The organism is Pseudomonas sp. PS02288, from assembly GCF_029959715.1.
Taxonomy (GTDB): Bacteria; Pseudomonadota; Gammaproteobacteria; order Pseudomonadales; family Pseudomonadaceae; genus Pseudomonas_O; species Pseudomonas_O kuykendallii.
In genome coordinates, this window is the sequence record NZ_JASCPA010000003.1 from 56,151 (window position 1) to 69,249 (window position 13,099).

16 protein-coding genes are annotated in these 13,099 nt (G+C 65.9%); 7 read left to right on the top strand and 9 right to left on the bottom strand.

Features of this window, described 5'->3' with window-relative positions; translation table 11 throughout:
- Nucleotides 1–270 precede the first annotated feature (270 nt).
- A complete protein-coding gene (locus tag QMX85_RS02625) occupies nt 271–1,323 on the top strand; it encodes an AAA family ATPase (RefSeq protein WP_282338643.1) in 1,053 nt (350 codons plus the stop codon).
- A gap of 294 nt (nt 1,324–1,617) precedes the next feature.
- Here the strand turns inward: QMX85_RS02625 and QMX85_RS02630 are convergent, their stop codons facing one another.
- The 4 genes from QMX85_RS02630 to osmE all read right to left on the bottom strand — a co-directional run bounded on the left by QMX85_RS02630 (nt 1,618) and on the right by osmE (nt 3,372).
- Nucleotides 1,618–2,151 (bottom strand): ferritin-like domain-containing protein, encoded by a 534-nt coding sequence (locus tag QMX85_RS02630; protein WP_090223948.1) that lies wholly within the window; start codon nt 2,149–2,151, stop codon nt 1,618–1,620.
- Nucleotides 2,152–2,273: 122 nt separating this feature from the next.
- A complete protein-coding gene (locus QMX85_RS02635; protein WP_273234882.1) occupies nt 2,274–2,450 on the bottom strand; it encodes a hypothetical protein in 177 nt (58 codons plus the stop codon).
- Between the two features lie 14 nt (nt 2,451–2,464).
- The gene (locus QMX85_RS02640; RefSeq protein WP_282338645.1) at nt 2,465–2,896 is read right to left on the bottom strand and encodes a Rho termination factor N-terminal domain-containing protein; all 432 of its coding nucleotides are present in this window, start codon (nt 2,894–2,896) and stop codon (nt 2,465–2,467) included.
- 131 nt (nt 2,897–3,027) lie between these two features.
- The gene (osmE, locus tag QMX85_RS02645) at nt 3,028–3,372 is read right to left on the bottom strand and encodes an osmotically-inducible lipoprotein OsmE (RefSeq protein ID WP_282338646.1); all 345 of its coding nucleotides are present in this window, start codon (nt 3,370–3,372) and stop codon (nt 3,028–3,030) included.
- A 313-nt stretch (nt 3,373–3,685) separates the two neighbouring features.
- Between osmE and QMX85_RS02650 the strand changes: the two genes are divergently transcribed.
- From QMX85_RS02650 to QMX85_RS02660, 3 genes are all read left to right on the top strand, one after another.
- Nucleotides 3,686–4,576, top strand: a complete 891-nt coding sequence (locus tag QMX85_RS02650) for a triacylglycerol lipase (RefSeq protein WP_282338647.1) — start codon at nt 3,686–3,688, stop codon at nt 4,574–4,576.
- A gap of 95 nt (nt 4,577–4,671) precedes the next feature.
- On the top strand, nt 4,672–5,529 hold the full coding sequence (locus QMX85_RS02655; protein WP_282338648.1) for an SDR family oxidoreductase: 858 nt from the start codon (nt 4,672–4,674) through the stop codon (nt 5,527–5,529).
- A gap of 120 nt (nt 5,530–5,649) precedes the next feature.
- Nucleotides 5,650–5,859, top strand: a complete 210-nt coding sequence (locus QMX85_RS02660; RefSeq protein WP_282338649.1) for a hypothetical protein — start codon at nt 5,650–5,652, stop codon at nt 5,857–5,859.
- A 9-nt stretch (nt 5,860–5,868) separates the two neighbouring features.
- Here QMX85_RS02660 and QMX85_RS02665 read toward each other — a convergent pair whose 3' ends face one another.
- Together QMX85_RS02665 and QMX85_RS02670 are read right to left on the bottom strand one after the other, a co-directional pair.
- Nucleotides 5,869–7,134 carry an Hsp70 family protein gene (locus tag QMX85_RS02665; RefSeq protein WP_282338650.1) on the bottom strand — a complete coding sequence of 422 codons (1,266 nt, stop codon included), beginning with the start codon at nt 7,132–7,134 and terminating at the stop codon, nt 5,869–5,871.
- Nucleotides 7,135–7,232: 98 nt separating this feature from the next.
- The gene (locus QMX85_RS02670; RefSeq protein WP_282338721.1) at nt 7,233–8,180 is read right to left on the bottom strand and encodes a YbhN family protein; all 948 of its coding nucleotides are present in this window, start codon (nt 8,178–8,180) and stop codon (nt 7,233–7,235) included.
- 563 nt (nt 8,181–8,743) lie between these two features.
- Here QMX85_RS02670 and QMX85_RS02675 point away from each other — a divergent pair.
- Together QMX85_RS02675 and QMX85_RS02680 are read left to right on the top strand one after the other, a co-directional pair.
- On the top strand, nt 8,744–9,607 hold the full coding sequence (locus QMX85_RS02675) for an oxaloacetate decarboxylase (protein ID WP_282338652.1): 864 nt from the start codon (nt 8,744–8,746) through the stop codon (nt 9,605–9,607).
- Nucleotides 9,608–9,789: 182 nt separating this feature from the next.
- Complete coding sequence (locus tag QMX85_RS02680; protein WP_282338653.1) at nt 9,790–10,020, top strand: hypothetical protein; 231 nt, start codon at nt 9,790–9,792, stop codon at nt 10,018–10,020.
- Between the two features lie 3 nt (nt 10,021–10,023).
- Here QMX85_RS02680 and QMX85_RS02685 read toward each other — a convergent pair whose 3' ends face one another.
- Entirely contained in the window at nt 10,024–10,386 is a 363-nt protein-coding gene (locus QMX85_RS02685; RefSeq protein ID WP_282338654.1) for a hypothetical protein, read from the bottom strand.
- Between the two features lie 150 nt (nt 10,387–10,536).
- On the opposite strand from QMX85_RS02685, the gene QMX85_RS02690 reads away from it, so the two are divergent.
- Nucleotides 10,537–10,803 carry a DksA/TraR family C4-type zinc finger protein gene (locus QMX85_RS02690; protein WP_282338655.1) on the top strand — a complete coding sequence of 89 codons (267 nt, stop codon included), beginning with the start codon at nt 10,537–10,539 and terminating at the stop codon, nt 10,801–10,803.
- 13 nt (nt 10,804–10,816) lie between these two features.
- Here QMX85_RS02690 and QMX85_RS02695 read toward each other — a convergent pair whose 3' ends face one another.
- Together QMX85_RS02695 and QMX85_RS02700 are read right to left on the bottom strand one after the other, a co-directional pair.
- Nucleotides 10,817–12,151: an OprD family porin gene (locus tag QMX85_RS02695; protein WP_282338656.1), complete on the bottom strand. Its 1,335-nt coding sequence runs from the start codon at nt 12,149–12,151 to the stop codon at nt 10,817–10,819.
- Nucleotides 12,152–12,538: 387 nt separating this feature from the next.
- On the bottom strand, nt 12,539–13,087 hold the full coding sequence (locus tag QMX85_RS02700) for a glutathione peroxidase (protein WP_282338657.1): 549 nt from the start codon (nt 13,085–13,087) through the stop codon (nt 12,539–12,541).
- Nucleotides 13,088–13,099 lie beyond the last annotated feature (12 nt).

Consider the following 13,099-nt stretch of genomic DNA (forward strand, 5'->3'; position numbering starts at 1 on the left):
ATGCGCACCGCAACACCGGCCGGTGCGCACGGCGCACCCTACGAACTGCATGGACACCGCATGCCGTAGGGTGGGCTTCAGCCCACCAACCGGATCTTGCGGCAACCTTGGTGGGCTGAAGCCCACCCTACAAACTGCCGAAGGCGCGGACGTACATGGACGTAGGGTGCGCCATGCGCACCGCAACACCGGCCGGTGCGCACGGCGCACCCTACGAACCGCATGGGCGGCGCGACGCAGCCCACCGCACAGCCGATCCGGAGCCCTGGCATGCCCTTCATCAATGACCTCGTCGAGCACAATCGCGGGCAACTGGCCGAGGCGCCGTCGCCGGCGGCAGATCGCCTGCAATCGCGTTTTCTCTTCGAGCCGGCGCAGGTGATGGCGCTGCTGCGCGAACGGATCGTCGGGCAGGAGGCGGCGCTGGCGGCGGTGGAATCGCTGCTGGCGGTGGTCAAGGCGGACATCGGCGAGCGCGAGCGGCCGTTGTCCGTGAACCTGTTCATGGGCCCCACCGGCGTCGGCAAGACCGAGATCGTCCGCCTGCTGGCCCAGGCGATACACGGCAAGGCCGACGCCTTCTGCCGCATCGACATGAACACCCTGGCCCAGGAGCACTACGCCGCCGCACTGACCGGCGCGCCGCCGGGCTACGTCGGCAGCAAGGAAGGCACCACGCTGTTCGACATCGAGGCGATCCAGGGCAGCTTCAGCCGGCCCGGCATCGTGCTCTTCGACGAACTGGAAAAGGCCAGCCGCGAGGTGATCCGCAGCCTGCTCAACGTGCTCGACAGTGGCCAGCTGGTGCTCAGCTCCGGCAGCCGGCGCATCGATTTCCGCAACAGCCTGATCTTCATGACCAGCAACATCGGCGCCCAGGAGGCCTGGCACTACCGTGCCGGTTTCGAGCGGGGCTGGCGCCGCTGGCTGCGCCTGCAACCGCGGCCGGGGCGCGAGAAGGCAATCGTCGAGGCGGCTCTGCACCGGCACTTCGAGCCGGAATTCCTCAACCGCATCGACCGCCTTCTCGCTTTCGAGCGCCTCGGTGGCGAGCGCCTGCCGGACCTGCTGGCCATCGAACTGGACAAGCTCAACCAGCGCCTGGGCCGGCACGGGCGCCAGCTTAAGGTGGATGACGCGGCCGCTGCGCTGCTCTGCGCCGGCCACGACCGCCGTTTCGGCGCCCGCGACCTGGCGCGCCGCGTGCGGACGCAATTGGAGCCAAAGGTAGCGGAATACCTGCTGCGCAACCCACAGGCCAATCGGCTGCGGGTGCGCGGGGGAACGGGGGTGTTAAATGTGGAAGGCGAGAGGGTAGGGTGACCGCGCCGGCTCACCTATCTGCCGCCTGCCGACCCCCGATGTGCAGGACCGTAGGGTGGATCGCGCTTCATCGATCCCGCGCGCAGTGCGCGCAGTGACGGTGGATGAAAAAAACGTCATCCACCCTACATCTGGCAAGGCTCCCGGCGCCGGCGGCGGATAGTAGGGTGGATCGCGCTTCACCGATCCACCCGGCGCGGTAACGGTGGACGGAAAAAGCGTCATCCACCCTGCATCTGGCAAAGCACCTGGCGGCCTTGGCGGATCGCAGGCTCGGACCTTTCACCCGCTGGGTCAGTTCATCCCGTCGAGCAGCCCGGCCAGGTCGTCGGCGTGTTCCTCTTCCTGGGCGAGGATGTCCTCGAAGATGCGCCGGGTGGTCGGGTCCTTGTCGCCCAGGTACTGGACGATTTCCTTGTAGCTGTCGATGGCGATGCGCTCGGCGACCAGATTCTCGAAGACCATGTCGCGCAGGCCGTTGCCCTCGGTGTATTCGGCGTGGGAGCGCTCGGTCAGGCTGTCGGGGTTGAAGTCCGGTTCGCCGCCCAGCTGGACGATGCGTTCGGCCAGGCGGTCGGCATGTTCCTGCTCCTGCCCGGCGTGCTCGAGGAATTCATCGGCGGCGACGCTCGCCCGCAGGCCGGTCGCCATGTAGTAGTGGCGCTTGTAGCGCAGGTAGCAGACCAGCTCGGTGGCCAGCGAATCGTTGAGCAGCTTGAGCACGACGTCTTTGTCGGCGCTGTAGCTCTCGGTCACCGCACCGTTTTCGACGTGCTGGCGGGCGCGTTCGCGCAGGGTGTTCTTGTCACTCAGTTGTACGTAGCTCATCAGGAATCTCCTAGGCGTGGATCACGGCCTGACGCTCCTGCTCTGACGGCAGGATGGCCCAGGCGACCCTGTTGTGAGTGTTAGACGGCGCCAAAGGTTTCGCACCGTCGAGCCGTCTGGCTTCAACGCCAGTTGCCGGGCTGCTCGCGCTCAAGATCGGCTTCGTTCTCCGGCTGCGGCGCCGGTTTCTGCGGTACGTCCTGGTGCGCGGGCATCGGCGGCAACGGGTTGTGGGCGTTGTCCGGGGTGACTTTCGGCTGGGTCGGGTCCGGTCTGTCGCGGGGCGAGTCGGGGGTCATGGCAGTCTCCAGGTTCAGCTGAGGGCGCGGATCAGCTCCGCCTTGCGCATCCTCGAACGTCCGCGCACGTCGCGCTCGCGGGCACGCTTCATCAGTTCGTCGCGGGTCATCTCGGTAAGGGATGTGCTGCCGCTACGCGAGCGCGACTGTGCCGAACCTCGATTGGCCGGGCCACGACTGGCCGGGCCACGATTGGCCGGCTTGCCCTTGCGCGCGGCGGCGGCACGCTGGGCGGAGTCCTTGCGGTCGGCGCGCTTGGCGGTTTCGCTCTTGCGCTGGCCGGAGCCGCCTTTTTTCTCGCCACCGCCGGACTGCTTGTTCACCGTGGCCCAGGCTCGCGCCTCGGCTTCGTCGTTGGACAGGCCACGTTGCTCGTAGCTCTGCTCGATGTGCTCGGCCTTGCGCTTTTGCTTTTCGCTGTATTCGGATTTATCGCCACGGGGCATGACGGTTCTCCTGAATTCATGGGTGTTCAGGAGATTCGACTGGTGCCAGGGGCGAAGTTTCGGATCGCTGGACGGACGGCAGGGCGCGGTCCGGGAGGAACGCCGCCATCGGGCGATGGCGGCGGGCTGGCTTACAACTTGTGCTTGGTGCGCTCGTTGGTTTCCATTTCCTTGCAGGTCAGGAAGCCCTTGTCCTGGACACGGTCGTTGGCGTCGAAGGCGACGTAGTAGGGCTGTTCCTTGCCGTCGTGGTTGAGTACGTAGTTGTTGCAGCTGCCCGGATACACGGTGCGGCCCATTTCGCTGGATGCCGGACCGCCGAGGGCGAGGGCCTGCTCCTTGGTCATGCCGATCTTGACCTGCTCGACCAGAGGCTCGTGACGGTAGGTGACGTAGTCGACCGGGTTTTCCGGGTTGGTGGCGCAGCCGCCGAGGGTGGCGACAACAGCGGCGAGGGCGAGGCTCTGCTTGATCATGCGGATTATTCCTGTGCGGATGATGTGTGTCTGACAGAGCTTGGAGCGATGACCTTCGCCGGTAGTTCGCCGCTTGGTTTGATCCGCACTCGCGCGGCGCCTCTGCCGCATTCGGGCGAACCTACGCGCGGCCGCCGGGGTCACAGAAGTGAACCCCAGAAAAGGAATCCTGCGCATGTTGAAGTTTCTTGGTAGTACAGTCGGCATCATCTTTCTCATCGGCCTGATCGTCGTGATCGCGTTCTTCAAGCTGTTGTTCTGATCCTTCGCGGCGGCGTCGACCGGCGTCGCCGCTGCCGACAGGAGTCCGCACATGCCGCCTGACGCGCACACCCGCTATCCCCTCGTTCTCGTGCATGGTCTGCTCGGCTTCGTTCGCCTGGCCGGGCGGCCTTACTGGTACGGCATCGATTCCGCGCTGCGTGAGCAGGGCGCTCGAGTTTTCACCCCCAAGGTGTCGTCGCTCAACGGCAACGAGGTGCGTGGCGAACAACTGCTCGAACGCATCGACGAGATCCTCGCCGCCACCGGCGCGCAGAAGGTCAACCTGATCGGCCACAGCCAGGGCGCGCTGACGGTGCGCTACGCGGCGGCGCTCAGGCCGCAGTGGGTCGCCTCGGTGACCAGCGTCGGCGGGCCGAACCAGGGCTCGGAACTGGCCGACTATCTGGTGCAGAAACTGCCGCACAACGGTCGTCGGGAGAAGTTCGCGGCGCGCGCGGCGCATGGCGTGGCGCGGATGCTGGAGCTGTTCGAGAGCCACGAGTACAGCCTGCATCTGCCGCTCGACGGCATTGCCTCGCACCGCGCGCTCACCTGCGCCGGCATGCAGTCGTTCAACCAGCGCTTTCCCCAGGGCGTGCCCACGGTGTGGGGCGGCGAGGGGGACTACGAAGTGGACGGCGTGCGCTACTACTCCTGGGCCGGCACGCTTCAGCCGGGCGTCACCGACCGCGGCCGCAACCGTCTCGATCCGAGCCAGGCGATGTGCCGGACGTTGTCGCGTACCTTCGTCCGCGAGGCCGGGCAGAACGACGGATTCGTCGGACGTTTCAGTGCCCACCTGGGCCAGGTGATCCGCTCGGATTACCCCATGGACCACCTCGACCTGATCAACCAGTTCTCCGGCCGCGTACCGGACGGCGTGAATCCTGTCGGGTTGTATCTCGAGCATGCGGCGCGTCTGCGTGAAGCCGGCTGCTGACGGCCCGCGCTCTGCTACCGCCCGCCGGTTTGGCTGAACTGCGGCAAAAACGCTCCTGTCGTTAATGGGTGTATTCCCAAAGACAGGAGCTTTCCATGACCGATTATCCGACTCCGCCCTTTGCCAGCCAGCCGCAGCAGAACCCCGGCAACCAGGAGCGCATGAATCCGCTGCCGGACTGCGGCGAGGACAGCTACCAGGGTTCCGGCCGGCTGATGGGCAAGACGGCGCTGATCACCGGCGCCGACAGCGGCATCGGCCGCGCCGTGGCGATCGCCTTCGCCCGCGAGGGGGCCAACGTCGCCATCGCCTACCTGGATGAACACGAGGATGCCAAGGACACCGCGCGTCTGGTCGAGCAGGCGGGGCGCAAGGCGCTGCTGCTGCCGGGCGACCTCGCCGACCGCGAGCTGTGCCTGCAACTGGTGGAGAAGACGGTCGCCGAGTTCGGCAAGATCGACGTGCTGGTGAACAATGCCGCGTTCCAGATGAGCCGCGCCTCGCTCGACGAGATTCCCGACGAGGAATGGGTGCACACCTTCGACGTGAACATCACGGCGATGTTTCGCATCGTCAAGGCAGCGGTGCCGCACATGCCCAAGGGCGGCTCGATCATCAACACCACCTCGGTCAACTCGGACATGCCGAAGCCGACGCTGCTGGCCTATGCCGCGACCAAGGGCGCCATCGCCAATTTCACGGCGGGCCTCGCCCAGCTGCTCGCCGAGAAGGGCATCCGCGCCAATAGCGTCGCGCCCGGCCCGGTCTGGACGCCGCTGATCGTCTCGACCATGCCCGAGGACGACGTGAAGAGCTTCGGCAGCGAAACCCCGATGGGGCGTCCGGGGCAACCGGTGGAAGTGGCGCCGGCATTCGTCATGCTCGCCTCCGACGAATCCAGCTACATTTCCGGCACCCGGATCGGCGTCACCGGCGGCAAGCCGATCCTCTGACCCGCGCGCCGCGCGCCGTCCTCCCGCAGGATGGGCGCGGTGCCACTACCGCTCGGCGGAGATCCAGAACAATCCCCGGCGCGCTGGGATCAACCCTGTGTAGACCCGGAGGATTGCGCCATGAGCGAGCACTACGAGATCCACTACACCCTGCAGGGCGAACCGCACACCGATGTCATCGAAGACCTCGACATTCCGATCATCGATGCGGTGAAGGAACTCGCACGCAAGAACAACCTGGCGGTGAACGACGATCTGGTCCTCGAGGAACTGGTCGAGTTGGCGCCGGTGGTGGGCATCAGCGACGTCAGCATCCAGCCGCTGGACTAAGCCGGTCAATCAGCCGTAGCGCTTCTTCGCCTCAATGGCGAGACCGCTGCCAATGCTGCCGAAGGTGTTGCCCTCCACGTGACGGGCGTTCGGCAACAGCGCCGCCACGCTGCGACGCAATGCCGGGATACCGCTCGAACCGCCGGTGAAGAACACTGTATCGACCTGCTCCACCCCCACCTGCGCGCGGCGCAGCAGCTCGCCGACGCTGCCGCGCACGCGCTCGAGCAGCGGGTCGATGGCCTGTTCGAACAGCGGCCGGTCGAAGTCCGCGGTCAGGTTTTCCTCGATCCGTCCCAGATCGATGCGGTGCTCTGCCGCATCGGTCAGGGCGATCTTGCTTTCCTCCACCTGCATCGCCAGCCAGTGGCCGGCACGCAGCGCAATCAGGCGCATCAGGCGATCGATGCCGGTCGGATCGGCCACGTCGTAGCGCATGCTCTGCAGCGCCAGCTGCGATTTCTGTGCATAGACCGCGTTGATCGTATGCCAGGTGGCCAGGTTGAGGTGCACGCTGGTGGGCATCGGCGCGTCGCTCTTCATCCGGCTGCCATAGCCGAACAGCGGCATCACCCCACGCAGGCTCAACTGCTTGTCGAAGTCGGTCCCGCCGATGTGCACGCCGCCGGTGGCGAGGATGTCGCTCTGCCGGTCGGCGACCTGGCGGCGCTCGGGCGACAGCCGCACCAGCGAGAAGTCCGAGGTACCGCCACCGATGTCGACGATCAGCACCAGCTCCTCGCGCTCGATGGCGGATTCGTAGTCGAAGGCCGCGGCGATCGGTTCGTACTGGAAGGACACATCGTTGAAGCCCAGGGTGTGCGCCACCCGCACCAGGGTGTCCTCGGCGTCCTTGTCGGCTTCGGGGTCGTCATCGACGAAGTACACCGGACGGCCCAGCACCACCTGCTCGAATTCGCGCCCGGCATGGGCTTCGGCGCGGTGCTTGAGCTGGCCGAGAAACAGCCCGAGGATCGATTCAAAGGGCAGTGCGCTGCCGAGCACGGCGGTTTCGCTCTTCAGCAGCTTGGAGCCCAGCAGGCTCTTCAGCGAGCGCATCAGTCGGCCTTCGTAACCTTCGAGGTATTCGTGCAGGGCCAGGCGCCCGAACACCGGGCGGCGCTCCTCGAAGTTGAAGAAGACCACCGACGGCAGGGTGATCTTGCCGTCCTCCAGGGCGATCAGCGACTCCTCGCCGGGGCGCAGCCAGCCGACGGTGGAGTTGGAGGTGCCAAAGTCGATGCCACAGGCACGGGCCGGAGTTGAGAAGGTCATGGGCGCGCTCACCGGGAAAAAACGGCCGCGCAGTGTATGCGAGAGCGGCGCCGAATGCTTCCCCCGGTTATCGCCCGGAGGGAATCGGGCTCATGCCGTCAGGGCGCGGCGTCGGCCTGGCGTTTCTGCCGCCATTGCGACCACTCGAAACCCAGCACGATGAACAGCGAGAGGGCGAACGGCAGCAGCAGGTAGAGACCGCGGAAAACGATCAGCGCGGCCAGCACGTCGGCCTTCGGCAGCTCCGGCATCGCCGCGAGGAAGGTCACTTCGAGCACGCCCAGTCCGCCCGGCGCATGCGAGAGCAGCGCCAGCGAGAAGGACGCGAGGAACACCCCGAGCACCACCAGATAGCCCGGGTTATTGGCTTCCGGCAGGGCGAAATAGATGATCGCCGCGGCGCATGCCAGCTCCAGCGGGCCGGCCAGCAACTGGCGGAAGACGATGCCCAGTCGGGGGTATTCCAGGCGCAACTTGCCGTAGGTCCACGGCTTGAACTGGCGCCAGGAGCCGAGCACGTAGAGCGCCACCAGCGCCAGCAGGAACAGGCCGATGACCACCGAGAACCAGGGTGTGACGTCGGTGACGCGGTCGATCAGTTGCGGCCGGGCGATCAGCACGCAGCCGCCGGCGAGGATCGCCCCGAGGATGAAGGTGAACGAGCAGAAGACGATCAGGATGCCGATTTCCTGGGCCGACAGGTTCTTGCTGCGGTAGGCCCGATAGCGCACCAAGGCGCCGGAAAATACCGAGGCGCCGATGTTATGCGCCAGGGCGTAGGTGGTGAACGAGCAGAGCGTGATGAACCACCAGGAAATGTGCTTGCCCAGGTGGGCGACGGCGATGCGGTCGTACCAGGCCAGCGCGCAGTAGGCGCCGAGGGTTGCCGCGGCGGCCATCGCCCAGTTGTGCCCGGAAATCGCCTTGAGGCTCTCGGCGATCTCGTCCAGCGAGATGTTGCGCACTTCGTGGTAGAGCAGATAGCAGGACAGCACGACGGCGCCGAGGCCGACGAGGGTCCAGATCAGATCGCTCTTCTTTTTCATCATTATTGTTTTCCAGATCCCGATGCTGGGCGCAGGGCGGGTTCGTGCAGGCGACACGCTCGGGCCGCCGGCGAGTATGCCTGGCTGTCGGCCTCGACGGTATGGCTGACCTGGACGACGCTGCGGTCGGATACAGGCGCTTCGGTGGGGGAGGCGGCGTACGCTTTAGTCATCTGCTCGGTAGGCTGTGGTCGGGTTCCGATGATCGCCGGTTGGGCGGAAAGCCGCCAGCGGCGACCCCGTCCTCTATGTGACAAAGTATTCGTCGTATCACTCCCTGAGCGGTACGGCGCGCCGCGGGCAGGGCGGCGGGACCGCCTGTCGGGCGGCCGGCATCATAACGGCTGGTGCGAAGCTGGCAAACTGACCTGGGTCGTCTGCCACGCTCGCCACTGCGACCGAATGACACGGTAAGATTCGTGCATGCAAATTGCCTGAACCGCGCGCTGGCCGCGCTCGATCGGCACTGCGCCCCTGCGGGATTGCCCGTGCGACGTGGAGCAAACCCGCTTTTGATAAAGTGGGGCCGATTGATAACTAGATCCCGAACTGGCCTTGAACCCATGCAAAGAACCTCTCACCACGATTTACGCGCGGCATTCCGCGCGCTGCTGGAATCGGATTCCTGCTACAGCACGGCGTCCACCTTCGATCCCATGTCGGCGCGCATCGCCGCCGACCTCGGCTTCGAGGTTGGCATCCTGGGCGGCTCGGTGGCCTCGTTGCAGGTGCTGGCGGCACCGGACTTCGCCCTGATAACCCTCAGCGAGTTCGTCGAGCAGGCGGTGCGCATCGGCCGGGTCGCCCGCCTGCCGGTGATCGCCGACGCCGACCACGGCTACGGCAACGCGCTCAACGTGATGCGCACGGTGACCGAGCTGGAGCGCGCCGGAATCGCCGCGCTGACCCTCGAAGATACTCTCCTGCCCGCGCAGTTCGGGCACAAGTCCACCGACCTGATCTCGGTGCAGGAGGGCGTCGGCAAGATCCGCGCGGCCATCGAGGCGCGCATCGACCCGGCGCTGAGCATCATTGCCCGGACCAACGCCGGCGTGCTCGACAACGACGAACTGATCGCCCGCGTGCAGGCCTACCAGGCGGCCGGCGCGGACGGCATCTGCATGGTCGGGATTCGCGACTTCGCGCACCTGCAGCAGGTTTCCGAGCACCTCAGCGTGCCGCTGATGCTGGTCACCTACGACAACCCCGAGCTGCGCGACCGCAAGCGCCTGGCGGAGCTGGGCGTGCGTATCGTGGTCAACGGCCATGCGGCCTACTTCGCCGCCATCAAGGCGACCTACGACTGCCTGCGCGAGCAGCGCCAGATCGATGCCAGCGACCTCTCGGCCTCGGCCCTGTCGAACAAGTACACGCATCCGGACGAGTACCGCATCTGGGCTCGCGAGTACATGGACGTCAAGGAGTAGGTCGACGCTTTTCCGCGCATGGCCCTGGCGGAAGCACGCCACGCCTCTGGCGGATAACCGCCAGCGCGGGCGGGTTCGAGGGAATTGCCTGGGCGAGACGCACGATTGGGCGTGGCCGGGTTCCGATGTTCGCAGGTGGCGCCCTTCGCGCCGCGACGTGCACTTCGGTGCCGGAGGTTCACATGTCCAACCCGCGAACGACGCCTCACGAACGCGACGGCAATCGCGATACCGGTAATGCGGCCCAGCCCTCGCAGTCGCAGGAACAGTCAAACGGCAACGTCAACCCAGCGCCGCACACGGATGAGAAGTCCGGCAACGTGGCGCAGAAGCGGCCCTACGTCAGCGGCAACCGGGCGACCGGCCTGGGCCCCATGACCAACGACCCCAACAGGTCCGGCAAACGCCACTGAGCGTCAGGGTTTGGCCATGTGCCAGACCCCGCCCTTTCCCTCGCCATTCATGTCGCCCGGCGCGTTGTCCTGCATGAAGGTATACAGCGGGCGGCCCTTGTAGGCCCACTGCATGGTCCCGTCGCTGCGCTCGATCGCCGTCCAGTCGCCGCCCGCTTCCGCTTCCATGTCCGCCTGCAGGGGCGGCCAGTTTTCCACGCACTTGTCGACGCAGACGGATTTCCCGTGGGAATCCTTGTCGTAGGTGTAGAGGGTCATGCCGCTGTCATCGACCAGCATGCCGTCCTTTATCGCGGCGGGCGCATCTGCCAGGAGGGCGCCGGAAAACGTCAGGGCCGTAGCGGCGAGAAGGTACTTCAGGTTCATGCGCGCGTTCCTTTTCCAGTTCCAGGGAATCAGCAGGCCTGCGACATTCTGGCAGGCGACCTGTGCAGCGTAGATAGATTTTCGGCCGATGCCACGGCGCCGCGAAAGGCGCTGCGCGCATCGTCCGGCAACCCGTAGCGGGAGGTGAACATGGCCAGCGGTTGGGCGAACGACGGAGCGGTACAGGAGCAGATCGACAGCACCATCGAGGATGCCGTGCAGCGCGCACGCAGCCAGTTGGCGAAGGGCGAGAGCCTGAGCCACTGCGAGGAATGCGACGCGAAGATCCCCGAGGCGCGCCGCGCCGCGGTGCCGGGCGTGCGCCTGTGCGTGGTCTGCCAGGCGGCGTACGACAAGGAGCAGGCCGCCCACAGCGGCTACAACCGCCGGGGCAGCAAGGACAGCCAGTTGCGTTGAGCGCGGCGGGCGCTCAGAGCAGCGTCAGGGTGTAGCTGACGATGAAGCGGTTTTCGTCCTGGTCGTTGGCGGTGGTGTTGCCGCGCAGCGAGGCGTTGCGCCAGGAGAAGCCGAGGCCCTTGAGGGCGCCGCTCTGCAGGCTGTAGTCCAGACGCACATCGCGCTCCCATTCCTGGCGATCGCCGCCCACGGCGTCGATGTCGTCGCCCGACAGGTAGGTGATGAACGCCTTCAGCCCCGGCGCGCCGACCTTGGCGAAGTCGTAGCTGTACTCGGCCAGCCAGGTGCGCTCGCCGGCGGAGAGGAACTTGCCGATCTGCCGGTCGGTGATCAGGTAGGCGGTGGAGCCATCGCCCTGGTTGAGGAACGGAAAGGCGCTGTCGCCCGAGACCTGCTGGTAGCCGCCGCTCAGCGCGTGGCCGCCCAGGGTGTAGGTGAGCAAGGCGCTCCAGGTGTCGTTGTCCACCTCGGTGCCGCTCACCGTGTTGGCGGCGGTGATTCCGCCCTGGCCGCGATAGCCTTCGGCGCGCCCGGCGACGCTGCCGTTCTTGCCGTCGGAATCGCTGTGGAAGTAGCGCAGGTCGGTCTTCAGCACGCCCGGGCCGATGGCCCAGCTGTGGGTCAGGCCGAGGAAGTGCTGTTTGTAGAAGTCTTCGAGGTTGCCGTAGTAGTACTGCAGCAGCAGGTCCTTGGAGACCTTGTAGTCGGCGCCGGCGTAGCGGAACTGGTTGGAGTCCGCCTGCACGCCGCCGACCGAGGCGGCACCGGCGATGCGCAGGCCGACGTCGTCGGAGGAGGCGCGGGTCTTGGTGTGTTCCAGCTGGCCGGCGATCAGCGTCAGGTTGTCGATCTCGGCCGAGGTGACCTGGCCGCCGTCGAACAACTGCGGCAGCAGGCGACCGTCGTTGAAGTTCACCACCGGCAGCTTCGGCTGCAGGGTGCCGATGCGCGCTTCGGTCTTGGAGACGCGCACCTTGGCGGTCACCCCGGCCTTGCTGAAGTCGTCCTCGGCCTTGCCATTGCTGTCCAGCGGGAACAGCTGGCCGGGGCGGCGGCTGTCGCCGTTCTGGCTGTTGCCGCCCGAATCCAGCTTCACGCCGAGCAGGCCGACCACGTCCAGGCCGAAGCCGACAGTGCCTTCGGTGAAGCCCGAGGCGTAGTTGAAGATGAAGCCCTGCCCCCACTCGTTGGCCTCGGCCCGGTTGTCCGCGGTGTTCTTGGTGTTCAGGTCGTAATAGAAATTGCGCAGGCCAAGGCTGGCCTTGCTGTCCTCGATGAAGCCGGCGGCCGTGGCGTGCCGGGCCAGAAGGCCGAGGGCGATGGCTGCGCTGAGGGATTGGATCTTCATGGGTGCGCTCCGTTGCGATGTCGTGAGTGTGGGCTCGGGGCGCAAGGGGGAGGCGTTGCCTGCATCGTCACCGCTCGCCTCGCGTCCGGCTCTGTGGCGGATCGCTGGTAGACGAGTTCTGGATAATGCAGGGCGCCATTCGCACTCGCCTGGGTAGGCGGCTATATAGCGAATTTCCGATGCGCCCGGTTGAGCGTCACGGACAGAGCAAGAACGCTTCCAGCGTTCCTGTTTCCATTCAAGTCTATGATTTTACGGGTTAAGTGGATCTTTATTAATGCAGGAAAAGACCGCCTTTATTGTCGTTGATCCGACAATTCGGACTTTGCTGTGTGGTTGTGTATATAGAAATGGCGGCGGGCGAGGCTGGCTCGTCCGCCGTGCGGATCAGGCGGATTTCGCCAGTTCCGCTTCCACGGCTTCGACCAGGCGTGGGTCGTCCGCGGTGACATCGGGTGCGAAACGGGCAGCGACGCGGCCGTCGCAACCGATGAGAAATTTCTCGAAGTTCCACTGCACCTCCGGCACCGGATTGGCCTGGATGCCGTAGCCCTTGAGTTTTTCCCGCATCGGGCCTTCGCCGGTGGCGTCCGGCAGCGCGCGGGTGAGGGCCTGGTACAGCGGGTGCTGGCCATCGCCGACCACGGAAATCTTGGCGAACAGTGGGAATTTCACGTCGTAGGTCAGGCTGCAGAACGCCTTGATCTCTTCGTCGCTGCCCGGCTCCTGGCCGAGGAAGTCATTGGCCGGGAAACCGAGCACTTCGAGGCCGGCGGCATGCTTGCTCTCGTAGAGCTTTTCCAGGCCTTCGTACTGCGGCGTCAGCCCGCACTTGGAGGCAACGTTGACCACCAGCAGCACCTTGCCCTTGTACGGTTCGAGGGTCTGCGCGGTGCCATCGATGGAGGTGACGGGAATTTCGTAGAGGTTGCTCATGGCGGCTCGCTT